This is a genomic window from Ruegeria sp. CI5 (genome assembly GCF_056536885.1).
The window spans coordinates 101739-117349 of sequence record NZ_JBQFQN010000004.1; the positions used below are offsets into that span (position 1 = coordinate 101739).

General features: G+C 61.2%; 18 protein-coding genes. 5 read left to right on the forward strand and 13 right to left on the reverse strand.

Going from position 1 to position 15611, the window contains the following annotated elements:
* Positions 1 to 94: 94 nt before the first annotated feature.
* The gene (locus ACR0BA_RS13215; protein WP_480728344.1) at positions 95 to 1480 is read right to left on the reverse strand and encodes a 1-acyl-sn-glycerol-3-phosphate acyltransferase; all 1386 of its coding nucleotides are present in this window, start codon (positions 1478 to 1480) and stop codon (positions 95 to 97) included.
* A gap of 146 nt (positions 1481 to 1626) precedes the next feature.
* On the opposite strand from ACR0BA_RS13215, the gene ACR0BA_RS13220 reads away from it, so the two are divergent.
* The 3 genes from ACR0BA_RS13220 to deoD all read left to right on the forward strand — a co-directional run bounded on the left by ACR0BA_RS13220 (position 1627) and on the right by deoD (position 4754).
* Positions 1627 to 3594: a protein meaA gene (locus ACR0BA_RS13220; RefSeq protein ID WP_480728345.1), complete on the forward strand. Its 1968-nt coding sequence runs from the start codon at positions 1627 to 1629 to the stop codon at positions 3592 to 3594.
* Between the two features lie 114 nt (positions 3595 to 3708).
* Entirely contained in the window at positions 3709 to 4026 is a 318-nt protein-coding gene (locus tag ACR0BA_RS13225; protein ID WP_170342178.1) for an H-NS histone family protein, read from the forward strand.
* A 17-nt stretch (positions 4027 to 4043) separates the two neighbouring features.
* Positions 4044 to 4754: a purine-nucleoside phosphorylase gene (gene deoD, locus ACR0BA_RS13230; RefSeq protein ID WP_093963470.1), complete on the forward strand. Its 711-nt coding sequence runs from the start codon at positions 4044 to 4046 to the stop codon at positions 4752 to 4754.
* A gap of 29 nt (positions 4755 to 4783) precedes the next feature.
* Here deoD and ACR0BA_RS13235 read toward each other — a convergent pair whose 3' ends face one another.
* From ACR0BA_RS13235 to ACR0BA_RS13285, 11 genes are all read right to left on the reverse strand, one after another.
* Positions 4784 to 5629 (reverse strand): urea carboxylase-associated family protein, encoded by an 846-nt coding sequence (locus tag ACR0BA_RS13235; RefSeq protein ID WP_480728346.1) that lies wholly within the window; start codon positions 5627 to 5629, stop codon positions 4784 to 4786.
* A 316-nt stretch (positions 5630 to 5945) separates the two neighbouring features.
* A complete protein-coding gene (locus ACR0BA_RS13240; RefSeq protein WP_170343320.1) occupies positions 5946 to 6086 on the reverse strand; it encodes a hypothetical protein in 141 nt (46 codons plus the stop codon).
* 136 nt (positions 6087 to 6222) lie between these two features.
* Positions 6223 to 7002, reverse strand: a complete 780-nt coding sequence (locus ACR0BA_RS13245; protein ID WP_170343321.1) for a succinate dehydrogenase iron-sulfur subunit — start codon at positions 7000 to 7002, stop codon at positions 6223 to 6225.
* Between the two features lie 12 nt (positions 7003 to 7014).
* Positions 7015 to 8820 carry a succinate dehydrogenase flavoprotein subunit gene (gene sdhA, locus ACR0BA_RS13250; protein WP_093963474.1) on the reverse strand — a complete coding sequence of 602 codons (1806 nt, stop codon included), beginning with the start codon at positions 8818 to 8820 and terminating at the stop codon, positions 7015 to 7017.
* 19 nt (positions 8821 to 8839) lie between these two features.
* Positions 8840 to 9211: a succinate dehydrogenase, hydrophobic membrane anchor protein gene (gene sdhD / locus ACR0BA_RS13255; protein WP_093963475.1), complete on the reverse strand. Its 372-nt coding sequence runs from the start codon at positions 9209 to 9211 to the stop codon at positions 8840 to 8842.
* Between the two features lie 11 nt (positions 9212 to 9222).
* The gene (sdhC, locus tag ACR0BA_RS13260; protein ID WP_170360135.1) at positions 9223 to 9609 is read right to left on the reverse strand and encodes a succinate dehydrogenase, cytochrome b556 subunit; all 387 of its coding nucleotides are present in this window, start codon (positions 9607 to 9609) and stop codon (positions 9223 to 9225) included.
* Positions 9610 to 9824: 215 nt separating this feature from the next.
* A complete protein-coding gene (locus ACR0BA_RS13265; protein WP_480728348.1) occupies positions 9825 to 10487 on the reverse strand; it encodes a DUF1194 domain-containing protein in 663 nt (220 codons plus the stop codon).
* Between the two features lie 60 nt (positions 10488 to 10547).
* Positions 10548 to 11576: a MaoC family dehydratase gene (locus tag ACR0BA_RS13270; RefSeq protein ID WP_480728350.1), complete on the reverse strand. Its 1029-nt coding sequence runs from the start codon at positions 11574 to 11576 to the stop codon at positions 10548 to 10550.
* Positions 11576 to 11782: a DUF1737 domain-containing protein gene (locus ACR0BA_RS13275; protein ID WP_170343327.1), complete on the reverse strand. Its 207-nt coding sequence runs from the start codon at positions 11780 to 11782 to the stop codon at positions 11576 to 11578. Before ACR0BA_RS13275 ends, ACR0BA_RS13270 begins: the two co-directional genes overlap by 1 nt.
* 12 nt (positions 11783 to 11794) lie before the next feature.
* Entirely contained in the window at positions 11795 to 12349 is a 555-nt protein-coding gene (locus ACR0BA_RS13280; RefSeq protein WP_480728351.1) for an NnrU family protein, read from the reverse strand.
* Between the two features lie 6 nt (positions 12350 to 12355).
* Entirely contained in the window at positions 12356 to 13213 is an 858-nt protein-coding gene (locus ACR0BA_RS13285) for an HpcH/HpaI aldolase/citrate lyase family protein (RefSeq protein ID WP_480728352.1), read from the reverse strand.
* A gap of 168 nt (positions 13214 to 13381) precedes the next feature.
* On the opposite strand from ACR0BA_RS13285, the gene ACR0BA_RS13290 reads away from it, so the two are divergent.
* Entirely contained in the window at positions 13382 to 13687 is a 306-nt protein-coding gene (locus ACR0BA_RS13290; RefSeq protein ID WP_480728354.1) for a hypothetical protein, read from the forward strand.
* A gap of 3 nt (positions 13688 to 13690) precedes the next feature.
* Here the strand turns inward: ACR0BA_RS13290 and ACR0BA_RS13295 are convergent, their stop codons facing one another.
* Positions 13691 to 14446, reverse strand: coding sequence for a sulfite exporter TauE/SafE family protein (locus ACR0BA_RS13295; protein WP_480728355.1), 756 nt, complete (start codon positions 14444 to 14446; stop codon positions 13691 to 13693).
* A 160-nt stretch (positions 14447 to 14606) separates the two neighbouring features.
* On the opposite strand from ACR0BA_RS13295, the gene mdh reads away from it, so the two are divergent.
* Positions 14607 to 15569 (forward strand): malate dehydrogenase, encoded by a 963-nt coding sequence (gene mdh, locus ACR0BA_RS13300; RefSeq protein WP_170342201.1) that lies wholly within the window; start codon positions 14607 to 14609, stop codon positions 15567 to 15569.
* Positions 15570 to 15611: the final 42 nt, after the last annotated feature.

The window sequence follows — 15611 nt, forward strand, 5'->3', positions numbered from 1 at the left end:
ACATGTTCGCCGCGACGCAGAATCGCGTGCTTCATAGGCTGGAATATTGGCCCGCGAGTAATTTTGCAACCTATTTTGGATCATTATTGTAATTTTATGACCCAGCAGCCGCAGAAATTTCTTTTGCAGCCGCAGAACCATCCGGATCTTCGCTGATGGGCGCTGAGGCCGCATAATACTGCATCAGATCCAGCCGCTCGACCGATGGCGACAGCATACCGTTGTTTCTGCTCAGTATTCGCCGTTCGACCAGTTGTTCGATCGCTGGCGGGATGGCCTTCAGGTCTTCGTCCGTGGCGCCCTCCCGCCGCATCAGCTCGGCGATCCGTGACTGAACGTCAGACTCGGAGATGGTGCCGTTTTCGCGAACGAGCCAGCACGCGGCGGGCGCTGGGACCAAAGGAATCGCCCGCCCAATCCGGCGCATCAGTTCTCGGGCCAGATCCGTCATCAGGTCCGGGCCGGCTTGTTCGCGGAACTCTTGCAGCGAAATGGGCAGGCCGTATCGAACCGAGGCAAGACCGAACCGTTTGTAGCGCCCGATGATACGGCGCCATATCTGTTTCAGGCTCCACCTTGTGATCACGCCGATCCGCGCGCGGAAACGCCGTTCGCTGCCCGAGGCGGCGGTGGTCAGAATCGTATCCTCCAGCACCCGGTCATAGTTCAGCGCAACCGGCACGAACACGACGTCGCGACCATCGGGACTGGTGCCGTCGATGATGTATTTCAGCAGTCCCAGTTTGGGTCGTCCCAAAGACCCGGTGAGGCTCAGACCGCCCTCGGGGAACATCGCCTGCGTCACACCGGCATTGGTGGCCAGGCGCACATAGCTGGCCAGAACCTGCCGGTAGAGTTCGCTGCCGGACTTGCGCCGGATGAAATAGGCCCCCATCGCGCGGATCAACCGGCTGAGCGGCCAGACCCGTGCCCACTCGCCCACCGCATAGGACAGCGCCGACTGTTGCGCGGCCAAATAGGTCACCAGAACATAATCCATGTTGCTCCGGTGATTCATCACAAAGACCACGGTTGCTTTGGGATCGATCTCCTTCAATGCGGCCTCGTCCTCGTGGCTGAGGCGGACATTGTAGAACGCGTTGCTCAACCATCGAGCCAACCGAATGGCAAAGCTGAAATACATGAAGGCCGAAAACGACGGGACGATTTCCCGGGCGTAGCGCCGTGCCTGCTCGAACGCGACCGCTTCGGGGATGCCATTCTCTTCGGCGTGGTGCTGAACAGCCTGACCAACCTGCGGGTCATAGATCAGGCGTTGGATCATGTCATGACGCTCGGCCAGTTTGAACGGCTGGATCGGCCGTTGCAGGCGCTGGTTCAAGCGTTCAACAGCCCGTTCAAGCCGGCGGCGAAAGAACCAGCGCACCGACGGGAACAGGAAATGCGAAGCAAAAGTGACCGCGGCAAACACCACGATCAGAACAAACAGCCAAATCGGTAACTCAACGGTCTGCGTCATGCCCGCACAGTGCCATCAAACCGCCGCTGTCACAATCGGCAGCACGCCGTACATGCCGCAACGCAGCGAATTGACATGTGCTGAAAATTGCGCTTTAGAACCCATGAGAGAAATATTGTTACCCATCGACGCATGAGGCTCTGACCATGACGCAGACGCAGAAAGACCGCCCCTGGCTCATCCGAACCTATGCCGGTCATTCCACGGCCAAAGCCTCGAACGCGCTTTACAGATCCAACCTGGCCAAAGGGCAGACCGGCCTGTCGGTGGCTTTCGACCTGCCGACGCAGACCGGGTACGACAGCGATCACACCCTGGCCCGGGGCGAGGTCGGAAAGGTCGGCGTGCCGGTCTGCCACCTGGGCGACATGCGGGTGCTGTTCGACCAGATCCCGCTGGAGCAGATGAACACCTCGATGACGATCAACGCGACTGCCCCCTGGCTGCTGGCGCTGTATATCGCGGTGGCCGAGGAACAAGGCGCCGATGTGTCCAAGCTGCAGGGCACGGTACAGAATGACCTGATCAAGGAATACCTGAGCCGCGGCACTTATGTCTGCCCGCCCAAACCTTCGCTGAAGATGATCGCGGATGTGGCCGAGTACTGTTATTCGAACGTACCGAAATGGAACCCGATGAACGTGTGTTCCTACCACCTGCAAGAGGCCGGCGCGACGCCCGAGCAGGAGCTGGCCTATGCGCTGGCCACCGCCATCGCCGTGCTGGACGAGCTGCGCCCCCGTGTTCCGGCCGAGGATTTTCCGGCACTGTGCGGCCGCATCTCGTTTTTCGTGAATGCGGGCATCCGGTTTGTCACCGAAATGTGCAAAATGCGAGCTTTCGTCGATCTTTGGGATGAAATCCTGCAACAGCGCTATGGCGTGGAAAACCCCAAGTTCCGCCGATTCCGCTATGGCGTTCAGGTCAACTCGCTGGGCCTGACCGAGCAGCAGCCCGAAAACAACGTCTATCGCATCCTGATCGAGATGCTGGCCGTGACCCTGTCGAAAAAGGCGCGCGCCCGGGCGGTGCAACTGCCAGCGTGGAATGAGGCCTTGGGCCTGCCGCGCCCCTGGGACCAGCAATGGTCGATGCGGATGCAGCAGATCCTGGCTTATGAGACCGACCTGCTGGAATACGACGACCTGTTCGATGGCAACCCGGTGATCGACGCCAAGGTCGAGGAACTGAAGCAGGGCGCCCGGGCCGAACTGGCCAATCTGGACTCGATGGGTGGTGCGGTTGCGGCGATCGACTACATGAAATCGCGGCTGGTGGATTCCAACGCCGAGCGTCTCAACCGGATCGAGCGCAATGAAACCATCGTCGTCGGCGTGAACCGCTGGACCGAGGGCGAACCCTCGCCCCTGCAGACCGAGGATGGCGGGATCATGGTCGTCGATCCGGCGGTCGAACAGGAACAGATCGCGCGCCTGAACGACTGGCGTGCCGCCCGCGATGACGCCGCCGTGGTCGCGGCGCTGGCCGATCTGCGCGCCGCCGCGCAATCGGGCGCCAACATCATGGAGCCCTCGATCGCCGCGGCCAAGGCCGGTGTCACCACCGGCGAATGGGCAGAAGAGATGCGCCGCGTCTTTGGCACCTATCGCGGCCCGACGGGCGTTTCGGGGTCGGTCTCGAACAAGACCGAAGGCTTGGACGACCTGCGGGCGGCGGTGGATGCGGTCAGCGACCGCCTGGGGCGTCGCCTGAAATTCCTGGTCGGCAAGCCGGGTCTGGACGGTCATTCCAACGGCGCCGAACAGATCGCCTTCCGCGCCCGCGATTGCGGCATGGACATCACCTATGACGGCATCCGCCTGACCCCCGACGAAATCGTCGCTTCGGCCATCGAGCAGCAAGCCCATGTGATCGGCCTGTCGATCCTGTCGGGCAGCCACCTGCCGCTGGTTCAAGAAGTGATGACACGCCTTCGAGACGCAGGTCTGGGTGATATTCCAGTTGTCGTCGGAGGCATCATCCCGGACGAGGATGCGGATCGCCTCCAATCGATGGGTGTTGCCAAAGTCTATACGCCCAAGAATTTCGAGCTGAATGCCATCATGGGGGATATCGTTTTGTTGGCCGATCCAAAAACGATGGCCGCGGAATAATCGCCCAGAATTAATTCCATTGCCCATTTAGTTAAAAGAATGGCCATTGATTGGGATTCTCCGTAACGTTGCCTGATGAGTAAAAAATGAATCAGGTGGGTACGGAGAACGACAATGGGCATAAATCTGGACAAGCTGTCGCGTAAGGAATTGCTTGAATTGCGCGATCAGGTCGATAAGGCGCTGGAAAACGCTGAGGCCAGAGAGCGTCAGGAAGCATTGATGGCCGCTGAAAAAGCAGCTGCCGCTTATGGGTTTTCCTTGTCCGACTTGGCATCTCAGCCCACTCGGTCCGGCAAGGGATCGAAAGCCAAAGCAAAATATCGCAATCCGGCCGATCCGGCGCAAACCTGGACGGGGCGTGGGCGTAAACCAAAATGGGTCCACGAAGCGCTGAAAGCCGGTGCAGATATTTCCGATCTGGAAATCTGAACGGGAAAAGTATCAAAATGACAATTCACATTGGCGCCGAAAAAGGTGAAATCGCCGAAACCGTGCTTTTGCCGGGTGATCCGTATCGTGCGAAATGGGCCGCCGAAACTTTTCTGAGCAATGTGCGGCAAGTCAACGATGTCCGCGGGATGCTGGGTTTCACCGGCGAGTGGAAAGGAAATCCGGTCACCATTCAGGGCAGCGGAATGGGAATGCCGTCGCTGTCCATTTACGTAAATGAATTGATCCGGGACTACGGTGCAGAAACCCTGATCCGCATCGGGTCTTGCGGCAGTATGCAGGAAAACGTGAAGGTCCGGGATGTAATCCTGGCCATGACGTCAACGACGCTCAGCACCCCGTCCCGGGGCATCATGAAAGAGCTCAACTTTGCGCCTTGTGCGGATTGGGGCCTGCTGCAGGCGGCCGCCAAGGCAGCCGAGGCCAAGGACACTGCAACCCATATCGGCGGCATCTATTCGTCTGACGTGTTCTATGACGAACGCCCCGACCTGAACGAACAGATGGTGCGCCACGGAATCCTGGGTGTCGAAATGGAGGCAGCCGAGCTGTATATCCTGGCCGCGAGGCACAAATGCCGGGCTCTGGCGGTTCTGACCGTGTCCGATCACCTTCTGACCGGCGAGGCCCTGCCCTCATCCGAGCGCCAGAGCAGCTTTGGTGACATGGTGGAAATTGCGCTGCAGGCGGCGTTCCCGAACGCCTGACACAAAACGGCCCGGGTCACCCCCGGGCCTCAGCACCCATGCGTACGGTCATAGCCATTGGGCGCCGGACTTTGCCAGCCGCTCAGCGTGCCTTCGGCAGGTGCAAAAACCTCGACCAACAGCGGGTGACAGGCGGCCGTATCCGACGAGTGTTCGGACGAGCAATCCCCACCCGGACAGGCGCTGAGGTCACCCAGAAGGTCGATTTCCGCGAAAAACTCCAAATAGTCACCCGGTCGAACCGGTGAAGCCTTCATAAAATACTGCCCCGTATCGCGGGTAAAGCCGGTGCACATGAATACGTTCAACACGTCGTGCACCAAACGCTCGGCTACTGGTATTTCCAGACCAGTATGGTCAGCCAGCGCCCGGGTCAGGTTGGAGTGGCAGCAATGGTGGTATTGAGTGCCCGACAGCAGGTTTCCAGTATACGGATCGCAACGCGTTCCGATCACGTCATGCACCGACCCACCGTATTGATCGATTCCGTACCAGTCCAAGGTGTCCGCAACGATCGTGGCCATCGGGCGCAGAAAGGGAAAGCTGGACCATAGCCGCTCGCCGGTCGTGACATGGGTGCCATGCAATGCACGCGTCTTGCCCGAATAGAAACGTTCGTTCAGATCGTGCAGGTTCCACAGGTTCAGGTCGCCGACCTGCGGGCCTTCGACCGAGGTGATCCGAAAGAAGTGTCCGGCCGGCACCTCAAAGCAGCGGGCATCACGTGGCGGCACCAGAACTTCGACTGTCTTTCGCGCGCTCTTTCGGGCGTCCAGCAGCAGGTCAAGGTCAACGCTGGGCAGGGTGTCATTTGGGTAGCAAATGACCGGAGCGATCCCGCGGCGGGCGGCGGCATCCGAAGGAGGATTTGTCATTCTGCATCTTTCCGCTGTTTTGCGCAGATTGACCCAGAACGAACTTTGGGAAAACCCCGTTTCCCTCAGACAATAGGGCTTACCTTCGTTCGCACCGCGTGGGCTGCGTCTCGGAGACGGAAACCGCCCCGCAATACGCGCAACTCCACGTGCCGGCCTGCCTGTGCTGCCGCCACCGGCAGTCGCGGGTCAAAGAAGACGTGCGTGACCGCCAGACGAAATAGGCGAACACGCCGGCGCCGAGCAGAAGCAGAAGAACAGGCATTCCCCTGCTTCGCGCAATATGCGCCGGGACTCAAGACTTGGCTTGGTAAACTCAGGCCGCGTTGGCGTATTCAAACAGCTCCGGCTCTGCATCCTTTGCAGGCTTGACCGGCTCAGGCTCGTAGTAGGCCCAGGCTTGCTCAAGATATTCCAAGGCTTTGGCTGCGTCTGTTTTTTTGGATTCGTTCTTCATCGGAGTGATCCTGTTTCCAATCCGTCACTCCTCCCCGATACCCAACATAGTCTTGGCCGGGGCGGCCCACATCCAATGATTTCGCATGTGGGCCATGCACTTGCCGCAACACGCCAAGCACGTTGGTCGTCATCGGTCAAACTGCGCGTTCGACCATCATCTTCTTGATCTCGGCAATCGCCTTGGCCGGGTTCAGACCCTTGGGGCAGGTCTTTGCGCAGTTCATGATCGTATGGCACCGATACAGCTTGAACGGATCCTCAAGCTGATCCAGACGCTCGCCCGTGGCCTCGTCGCGGCTGTCGATGATCCAGCGATAGGCGTGCAGCAGCGCGGCGGGGCCAAGGTACCGGTCGCCATTCCACCAATAGCTGGGGCACGAGGTCGAGCAGCTGGCGCACATGACGCATTCGTACAGACCATCCAGTTTTTTCCGGTCTTCGATCGACTGCTTCCATTCTTTTGCAGGGCGGTTGGTCTTGGTCTCCAGCCACGGCATGATCGAAGCGTGCTGCGCATAGAAATGTGTCAGATCCGGGATCAGGTCCTTGACCACCGGCATGTGCGGCAGCGGGTAGATCTTCACGTCGCCCTTGATCTCGTCCATGCCGTAGATGCAGGCCAACGTGTTGATCCCGTCGATGTTCATCGCGCAGGAACCGCAGATCCCCTCGCGGCACGACCGGCGGAAGGTCAGGGTCGGGTCGACCTTGTTCTTGATGTAGATCAGCGCATCCAGAACCATCGGCCCGCAATCGTCCATGTCGACGAAATAGGTGTCGACCCGAGGGTTCTGCCCGTCATCCGGATTCCAGCGGTAGATCTGGAACTTACGCACGTTGCTCGCGCCTTCCGGTTTCGGCCAGGTTTTGCCCGTCGTAATCCGGGAATTCGTAGGGAGGGTCAGTTGGACCATGTGTTCCTCTCCTCAGAATGTCCGCGCCTTGGGCGCGATCTTTTCAAGGCTGATACCGCCTTCAGCCTCGGTGCTCAGCGGATCGACGATGACCGGGCGATAGCTGAGTTCGACCTTGTTCCCGTCAACCCGGGACACGGTGTGAACACGCCAGTTTTCGTCATCGCGCTCAGTGAAGTCTTCGTGTGCATGAGCGCCGCGGGATTCCTTCCGCGCCTCGGCGCCGACGATTGTGGCAAGCGCGTTGGGCATCAGGTTGGTCAGTTCCAGCGTCTCCATCAAGTCGCTGTTCCAGATCAGGCTGCGATCCGTGACCTTGATGTCCTCCATCTTGGCCGCGATTGCAGTCATCTTCTCGACCCCTTCGGCCAGGGTCTTGGCCGTCCGGAACACCGCAGCATCCGCCTGCATGGTTTTCTGCATCTCAAGCCGCAGATCGGCCGTCGGGATTGCACCGCTGGCATTGCGCACCGCATCGAACCGATCAAACGCCTTGTCGACCGAGGCCTGGTTCAGGACCGGGTTGGGCGTTTCGGGGTCGACGACCTTGCCTGCCCGGATCGCCGCCGCACGGCCAAAGACCACGAGGTCGATCAACGAGTTCGACCCCAACCGGTTCGCTCCGTGAACCGACGCGCAACCGGCTTCGCCGACGGCCATCAGGCCGGGCACGACGGCGTTCGGATCGTCGGCGGTCGGGTTCAACACCTCGCCCCAATAGTTGGTCGGAATACCGCCCATGTTGTAGTGCACGGTCGGAAGAACCGGGATCGGCTCCTTAGTGACATCCACGCCGGCGAAAATCTTTGCGCTTTCCGAGATGCCCGGCAAACGCTCGTGCAGGGCTTCGGCCGGAAGATGGCTCAGGTTCAGGTGAATATGGTCGCCTTCGGGACCGACGCCGCGCCCTTCGCGGATTTCCATGGTCATCGAACGCGAGACATAGTCGCGCGGTGCGAGGTCCTTGTATTGGGGCGCGTAGCGCTCCATGAACCGTTCACCTTCCGAGTTGGTCAGATATCCGCCTTCGCCGCGGGCGCCTTCGGTGATCAGGCAGCCCGAGCCGTAGATGCCGGTCGGGTGAAACTGCACGAATTCCATGTCCTGCAAGGCCAGGCCGGCACGGGCCACCATGCCGCCGCCGTCGCCGGTGCAGGTGTGGGCCGAGGTCGCGCTGAAATAGGCGCGGCCGTAACCGCCCGTGGCCAGAACCACCATCTTGGCGTTGAAGACATGCATGGTGCCGTCGTCCAGCTTCCAGCAGACAACGCCTTGGCACTGGCCGTCTTCGGACATGATCAGGTCAATGGCGAAATATTCGATGTAGAATTCCGCGTTGTTCTTCAGTGACTGCCCGTACAACGTGTGCAGGATCGCGTGACCGGTCCGGTCGGCAGCGGCACAGGTGCGCTGAACTGCGGGGCCTTCACCGAATTCGGTCGTGTGGCCACCAAAGGGGCGCTGATAGATCTTGCCTTCTTCGGTGCGCGAGAACGGCACACCGTAATGCTCCAACTCATAGACGGCCTTGGGTGCTTCGCGCGCCAGGTATTCCATCGCGTCGGTGTCACCCAGCCAGTCCGAGCCCTTGACGGTGTCATACATGTGCCACTGCCAATGGTCGGGGCCCATGTTCGACAGCGACGCCGCAATGCCACCCTGCGCCGCAACGGTGTGCGAGCGGGTCGGAAAAACCTTGGTTACGCAAGCGGTGCGCAGACCTTGTTCGGCCATGCCCAGCGTGGCACGCAGACCGGCCCCACCGGCGCCGACCACGACCACGTCATATTCGTGCGTTTCGTATTCGTAAGCAGCCATTTCATTCAGCTCCGGGGTGTTAGAGGGCAATGCGGGCGACGGCGAAGATACCTGCGGCCGCGGCGCCATAAGAGAGACACTTCACGAGAATGATCAGAACCTTTTCCATTGTGCCGTGCACATAGTCCTCGATCATCACCTGGGCACCATCAGCGAAATGCTTGAACCCGACGGCCAGCGTCAGGGCCGCCACGATCGCCGGGAATGGCCGCGAGTAATAGTCCAGCACCACGTCAAAGGGCTGTCCCAGCGTGGGGCCGAATGTGAAGACAAAAAGCGGGACAAGGATAAGCAGCGCAACCGAGCTGACCTTCATCGCCCAAAAATGTTCGGTGCCCGACTTGGCCGATCCCAGGCCTACGGCGCGTTTGCGGTCGGTAAGATAACGCATGTCAGCCTCCCTCAGGCAACGATCAACAGTGTCAGTAAAGTCAGCACGAAAGAGCCGATCACAACCGCCCAGCCCAGCTTGTAGGCTGTCGGGATATCCAGTCCGATCGCGTTGTCCCAGATCAGGTGCCGGATGCCGGCAAGCGTGTGGTACCAAAGACCCCAAAGCGACAGTGCCATGACCAAGTCCCCGAGGAGCGACGTGATCACACCATTGGCGCGATCAAAGGCTTCGGGCGACGTGGCCGCGGCCAGGAACCACCAGACGATCAACAGCGCTGCCACCAACATGGCGTTGCCGGTGATCCGGGTCAGGATGGAAGTGACAGAGGTCAACTGCGGACGATAGATCGACAGATGCGGCGATAGCGGGCGGTTCCCCCGATTGACATCGGCCATGGCGGCTCCTTTTGAGGTTGGCTACCGAAGTTTTTACTCCATTTTGCGACCCTGTCACGCGCTGCGCGCGCAAAAAAGATCAAATCACCCGCAATTCGGCCGATAATTCGGAAACGTGATCACACAAAATATTCTCGTGATCACAAAATGCATTCCAACCCTCCAATGTTAGCGTTTTCAAGGGTCAAGCAATGTGATCACGAATCTTTCCGCGCTCAGCGCAGATCGGCAGTCTGCCGCGTGACTTCACGCAGAAGTTTTTTCCGGATCCGTTCGGGATAGTCCTTGAAACCGGCAGCCGATACGACGAAAGCCCCTTCGCCGACTATGACGTTTTCAAAGAAATAGGCCGTCAGGTCTGGTTCGCTCTCCTCGATCGCAATTGCGTTCACCGTGATCCCCTGACGGCGCAAAAGGTCCCGGATCTCGGTGGGTTCGACCCCTTCGTTCGAGACGCCGTCCCCCGAGATGTCGATCAGATGACGCTTGCACTCGGGCACCTCGAGAAAGCTGTTCACGGTCATTTCCAGCGCCTCACCGATCGCGGTCGAGAAATTGCGCCAGACACGTGGATCGGCCGACACTTTTGCAGCAAACGCATCCAGTGCGTCGAACCCGTCAATTTTGGTCCAGGGGATGGTGATCCGCTGCCGCGAGGTCCCGGTCCATTGCACCAGCATCAAACGGGCCTGGCCGCGCACCAGCGCCTCGGACACGACCGGGTCGCGCAGTCCGGCCGCCAGGCCATCCATCTGGATGCGGTATTCCGAACTGTCGACCGATCCGGACACATCCACGGCTAAAGCCAGCGCCAGATCGCAGGCCGACGCCGGGCGGGCAAGGCAGAGCGCAGCAGCAAGGATACGCAGATAAGACATGAGCCGAACCTAGCACGGTTCGGCCCGGTCGGGATCACAAGACTGTGGGGGTCAGCCCGTTCAGATCGGCATCAGCGCCCAATAGTCCAGATCCAGCAGAACGTCGGGGCTGTATTTTCCATCCGGGCCGCGCAGGGCAAAGGGCTCGCCACCCTTGGTCGCCACCAGTCGCAACCGGATCGCACCCACGCCGGGAACCCCGGTTTCGGCCTTGTCCCCCACTTCGGACCACGCCTTGATGGTGTCGCCCGCGAAACAGGGGTTGGCGTGGGCTCCGCCGTTCAGACCTACGATCATCTGCGCGTTGGCCAGTCCGTTGAAGGACAGGGCCCGCGCCATCGAAATCACATGGCCGCCATAGATCAGCCGCCCATCGGGGCGGAAGGTCAGGTCGAAATGCACCTTGGCGGTGTTCTGCCACAGGCGGGTGGCCAGCATGTGCTCGGCCTCTTCCACGGTCACGCCGTCGACATGGTCGATGGTTTCCCCGATCTGGTAGTCTCCCCAGCGGTGCGGTTCTCCGGCCAGAGCAAAGTCGTATTTGCTGAAATCCAGCCCGTTCGGCACCACGAGGTCGCCGGGCTCCAGCGCCTTTTTCAGGTCCGGCACCACGGTTTCCGGGGCAGGCGCGTCGAGGTTCGATTTCCGCACCATCACCCAGCGCACGTATTCGATCACCACTTCGTCGCGCTGGTTCAGTCCGCGCGTGCGCACCCAGACTACGCCGGTCTTGCCGTTCGAGTTCTGCTTGAGGCCGATCACCTCGGATTCCGACCGCAAGGTGTCACCGGGATAAACCGGCTGCAGCCAGCGACCCTCGGCATAGCCCAGGTTCGCGACCGCGTTCAGCGACACATCCGGCACCGTTTTGCCGAACACCACATGGAACGCCGCCAGATCGTCGATCGGGCTTTGCGGCAGGCCGCAGCTCCGGGCGAACTCGTCCGAGGAATAAAGCGCGTGGCGCGCGGGATAGAGCGCATGATAGAGCGCGCGCTCGCCCACCGTCACGGTGCGCGGCACCGCGTGGTGCAGCACCTGCCCGATGGAGTAATCCTCGAAAAAGCGGCCCGGATTGGTCTTTGCCATTATTGCTGTCCCAGTTTCATGTCGGGGGAATAGTCGGCCGCGACCTCCTTGGTCACGGCCTGCGCACAGCGCATCTTGCTGGTGGACGGATCGAACGCATAGGCCGGAGAGCCGTGCAGCTCCCACCCTTTGGCCAGCGCCTCGGACACCTTGTGGCAGAAGTCCGAGGTGTCCTCTTCAGTCAGCAGTCGATAAAGTTTTGCCATCACATCACCTGCCTAGCCCGGGAACGGAGACGGGCCGACCAGCCCATGAATGTAGCCGATGATGCCCAGCAGCACGATCGAGGCCACGAAGAACATCGCGTCCTTGCCCAGCGTTCCGGGCTCGCCCGGGGTCCAGTCGGGCTCGGACTTGTTGATGACGATCACTTCGACCACGGCCCAGGCCAACAGGCCGCCGAACAGGATGATCGACGCCAGATCACCATTGACCAGCAGATGCGCAAAGGCCCAGAGCTTGAACCCGCCCAGCATCGGGTGACGCACCTTGTTCAGCAGTCGGCCCTTGGTTCCGGCCGGGCTCATCATCCAAATCGCGATCAGCACCAGCAGGTTGTTGACGTGGATCATGAAGCTGGGCGGTGCCCAGACATGGATGAAATCGGTCATGCGATAGCCGAAGATCATCAGCAGGATCGACACGACCAGCGCACCCGCGACGGCGCCCTTTCCGGCGTCGCCCATGGCCGCGCGGCGCGCGGGCATCAGGCGTTTGAACAGATGCGCGGCCCACCAAAGCGCCACGCCGAGAATGAGAAGAACGAAGCCCATGCTGGCTTACCCCGCTTGCAAAGCTGATATCGCCTCTGCTTTTGCCAGAATTTCGCGGGCAGTTACAACGTGCAGGTTTTCCACGATCTTGCCATCGACCACGGCAACGCCCTGCCCTTGGGCCTGAACCTCTTCGAAGGCGGCGATCTGGCGGCGGGCCAGGTCGATCTCGGCCTCGGAAGGGGCGAAGGCGGTGTTGGCGGTCTCGATCTGCGCGGGGTGGATCAGGGTCTTGCCGTCAAAGCCCATGTCGCGGCCCTGCGCGCATTCAGCGGCCAGACCTTCGGTATCCTTGAAGGCGTTGTAGACGCCGTCGACGATCACCAGCCCCTCGGCCTTGGCGGCCAGCAGGCACAGGCCCAGCGAAGTCATTAGCGGCAGGCGGTCGGGGCGGAAGCGGGTCTGCAGCTCTTTCGCCAGATCGTTGGTGCCCATGACAAAGCCCGCCATCAGCGGGTGCGCCGCGATCTCGGCCGCGTTCAGCATCCCGCGCGGGGTTTCCATCATCGCCCAGATCGGCAGGTCGCCGGTGATCGCGGCCAGCGCATCCACGTCGGCGGCCGAGTTGACCTTGGGCAGCAGCACCACGTCGGCATCCATCTCGCGCACGGCCTCGGCATCGGCGCGGCCCCAAGGGGTGTCGAGACCGTTGATTCGCACGATCTTGACGCGCGGACCATAACCGCCCGTCACCAGCGCGGCCTTGAGCGTTTCGCGCGCGTTCTCTTTTTCATCGGCGGCGACGGCATCTTCGAGGTCAAAGATGATGGCATCGACCGGCAGCGTGCGCGCCTTGTCGAGCGCCCGCTCCCTGGAGCCGGGGATATACAAAACGGATCGGTAGGGGCGCTGGCGCGGGTCCATGGGAACCTCTCGTTGAAATAAAGTTGCGCGGAATGGGGCATTTTTTGCCGGAAACTTCAAGGCCAAAATCGCCGCATTGCAGCATGTGACGCAACGCGCGGTGGCTTTACCGCATTTGCAGCGGGTTCCGGCAGCCTTGATCCCATCAACAGGCAAAGGGGGCCGGAAATGTATGAGCGGTTGTTTCAGATGACGATGGGGCTGGGCATCATGATGCTGGCGGCGCAGCAGGTACAGGCGCAAACACCGAACTGTGCGCCCCGGCCGGACGTGCTGCAACGGCTGGCCGAGACCTATGGCGAGACCCGGCGCGGCATCGGCATGGCGCGGCAAGGTACGGTCATGGAGGTCTTTGCCTCGGACGACACCGGCACCTGGACGATCACGGTGACCCTGCCCAACGGGCTGACCTGCCTGGTGGCCGCGGGCGAGGCCTATGAGGTGCTGGCCGAAGCTCTGCCGCCGAACACCTGAGGATCAGGTCAGCGCGTCCCAGATCAGCTTTGACCCGGTCAGGGTCAGCAGAACATAGGCGATGCCGAAGAACAGCCGCTCGGACATCATCCAATGGGCACGCACGCCCAGCCAGGCGCCAAGGATGGCAAAGGGGGTCAGCAGCAGGTCGGCCCAGGCGGTCTGCAGGGTGAACATGCCCAGATAGGCGTAGGGGACGAACTTGGCGATGTTGATGACCCAGAAGACCAGCACGGTGGTGGCCTGGAACTCGGTTTTCGTCAGGCGTTGCGACAGCAGGTAGACGGCGGCGGGCGGGCCGCCGGCGTGGCTGACAAAGCTGGTGAAGCCAGCGACCAGCCCGGCGAACAGCCCGGCCGGAGGCGGCAGGCGGTTGGCGAAACCGCGCACCCAGCCGCAGGATTGCGCCACATGCCAGACCACGAAGCCCACCGAGATGCCCCCGATCAGCAGGCGCAGCAGGTCTTCGTCGGTCGCCCGGTACAGCAGCGCGCCCAGCGCCACACCCGGCACTGCCCCCAGCATCAGCAGACGCGCGTCGGGCCAGTTCCACCGTTTCCAGTAGGGGCGCAGGGTGGCCAGGTCGATCACCATCAGGATCGGCAACATCAGCGCCAGCGCCTGCCCCGGATCAAGGATCAACGCCAGAATCGACGACGACGCAAAAGCCACGCCCGAGCCGAAGCCGCCCTTGGAAATGCCCGCAAAGATCACTGCCGGGATCGCCACGGCAAAAAACATCAGGTTCAATTCAACCATGCGGCGGCCCCGAAACGGCTTGTCCTGCGGGTGGTTTAGCGCAACCGGCGGGGGGCAGGCAAACGGTATGCGGTCGCATGCCGCGCCGCAGAACCCTTGCGCAACGGCGTTTTAGCGACTAGCAAAACCGCGATTTCAAAACCGACCGGAGACAATCCAAATGGCCAGACCCAAGATCGCGCTGATCGGCGCAGGTCAGATCGGGGGCACGCTTGCCCACCTCGCAGCAATGAAGGAACTGGGGGATGTCGTTCTGTTCGACATCGCCGAGGGCATCCCGGAAGGCAAGGCGCTGGACATCGCCGAATCCGGCCCGTCCGAGGGCTTTGACGCCAAGCTGAAAGGCACCCAATCCTACGAGGACATCGCCGGTGCCGATGTCTGCATCGTGACCGCCGGTGTGCCGCGCAAGCCGGGCATGAGCCGCGATGACCTGCTGGGCATCAACCTGAAGGTCATGAAGTCGGTCGGTGAGGGCATCGCCGCCAATGCACCCGACGCCTTCGTCATCTGCATCACCAACCCGCTGGACGCGATGGTCTGGGCGCTGCGCGAATTCTCGGGCCTGCCCCACAACAAGGTCTGCGGCATGGCTGGCGTGCTGGACTCGGCCCGTTTCCGCCACTTCCTGGCCGAAGAGTTCGACGTATCGATGAAAGACGTCACCGCCTTCGTTCTGGGCGGCCATGGCGACACGATGGTACCGTCGGTTCGTTATTCGACCGTTGCGGGCATCCCGCTGCCCGATCTGGTCAAGATGGGCTGGACCACGCAAGAGAAGCTGGACGCCATCGTACAGCGCACCCGTGACGGCGGCGCCGAGATCGTCGGCCTGCTGAAGACCGGCTCGGCCTATTACGCCCCCGCGACCTCGGCGATCGAGATGGCCGAAGCCTATCTGAAGGATCAGAAGCGCGTTCTGCCCTGCGCCGCCTATTGCGATGGCGAGTTGGGCGTGAAGGGCATGTATGTGGGCGTCCCGACCGTGATCGGCGCCGGCGGAATCGAAAAGGTCGTCAACATCCAGCTCAATGAAGAAGAGCAGGCCGGTTTCGACAATTCGGTCAACGCCGTGAAAGGTCTGATCGAGGCCTGCAAGGGCATCGACAGCTCATTGGCCTGATACATTGATCGGATCTTTGGACCCCACCAAAGATCCGGCCAA

Bases quoted from the DNA above. Each gene is read 5' to 3' on its own strand.
- ACR0BA_RS13215 (WP_480728344.1), bottom strand. From the start codon at position 1,480: ATGACGCAGACCGTTGAGTTACCGATTTGGCTGTTTGTTCTGATCGTG.
- ACR0BA_RS13220 (WP_480728345.1), top strand. From the start codon at position 1,627: ATGACGCAGACGCAGAAAGACCGCCCCTGGCTCATCCGAACCTATGCC.
- ACR0BA_RS13225 (WP_170342178.1), top strand. From the start codon at position 3,709: ATGGGCATAAATCTGGACAAGCTGTCGCGTAAGGAATTGCTTGAATTG.
- deoD (WP_093963470.1), top strand. From the start codon at position 4,044: ATGACAATTCACATTGGCGCCGAAAAAGGTGAAATCGCCGAAACCGTG.
- ACR0BA_RS13235 (WP_480728346.1), bottom strand. From the start codon at position 5,629: ATGACAAATCCTCCTTCGGATGCCGCCGCCCGCCGCGGGATCGCTCCG.
- ACR0BA_RS13240 (WP_170343320.1), bottom strand. From the start codon at position 6,086: ATGAAGAACGAATCCAAAAAAACAGACGCAGCCAAAGCCTTGGAATAT.
- ACR0BA_RS13245 (WP_170343321.1), bottom strand. From the start codon at position 7,002: ATGGTCCAACTGACCCTCCCTACGAATTCCCGGATTACGACGGGCAAA.
- sdhA (WP_093963474.1), bottom strand. From the start codon at position 8,820: ATGGCTGCTTACGAATACGAAACGCACGAATATGACGTGGTCGTGGTC.
- sdhD (WP_093963475.1), bottom strand. From the start codon at position 9,211: ATGCGTTATCTTACCGACCGCAAACGCGCCGTAGGCCTGGGATCGGCC.
- sdhC (WP_170360135.1), bottom strand. From the start codon at position 9,609: ATGGCCGATGTCAATCGGGGGAACCGCCCGCTATCGCCGCATCTGTCG.
- ACR0BA_RS13265 (WP_480728348.1), bottom strand. From the start codon at position 10,487: ATGTCTTATCTGCGTATCCTTGCTGCTGCGCTCTGCCTTGCCCGCCCG.
- ACR0BA_RS13270 (WP_480728350.1), bottom strand. From the start codon at position 11,576: ATGGCAAAGACCAATCCGGGCCGCTTTTTCGAGGATTACTCCATCGGG.
- ACR0BA_RS13275 (WP_170343327.1), bottom strand. From the start codon at position 11,782: ATGGCAAAACTTTATCGACTGCTGACTGAAGAGGACACCTCGGACTTC.
- ACR0BA_RS13280 (WP_480728351.1), bottom strand. From the start codon at position 12,349: ATGGGCTTCGTTCTTCTCATTCTCGGCGTGGCGCTTTGGTGGGCCGCG.
- ACR0BA_RS13285 (WP_480728352.1), bottom strand. From the start codon at position 13,213: ATGGACCCGCGCCAGCGCCCCTACCGATCCGTTTTGTATATCCCCGGC.
- ACR0BA_RS13290 (WP_480728354.1), top strand. From the start codon at position 13,382: ATGTATGAGCGGTTGTTTCAGATGACGATGGGGCTGGGCATCATGATG.
- ACR0BA_RS13295 (WP_480728355.1), bottom strand. From the start codon at position 14,446: ATGGTTGAATTGAACCTGATGTTTTTTGCCGTGGCGATCCCGGCAGTG.
- mdh (WP_170342201.1), top strand. From the start codon at position 14,607: ATGGCCAGACCCAAGATCGCGCTGATCGGCGCAGGTCAGATCGGGGGC.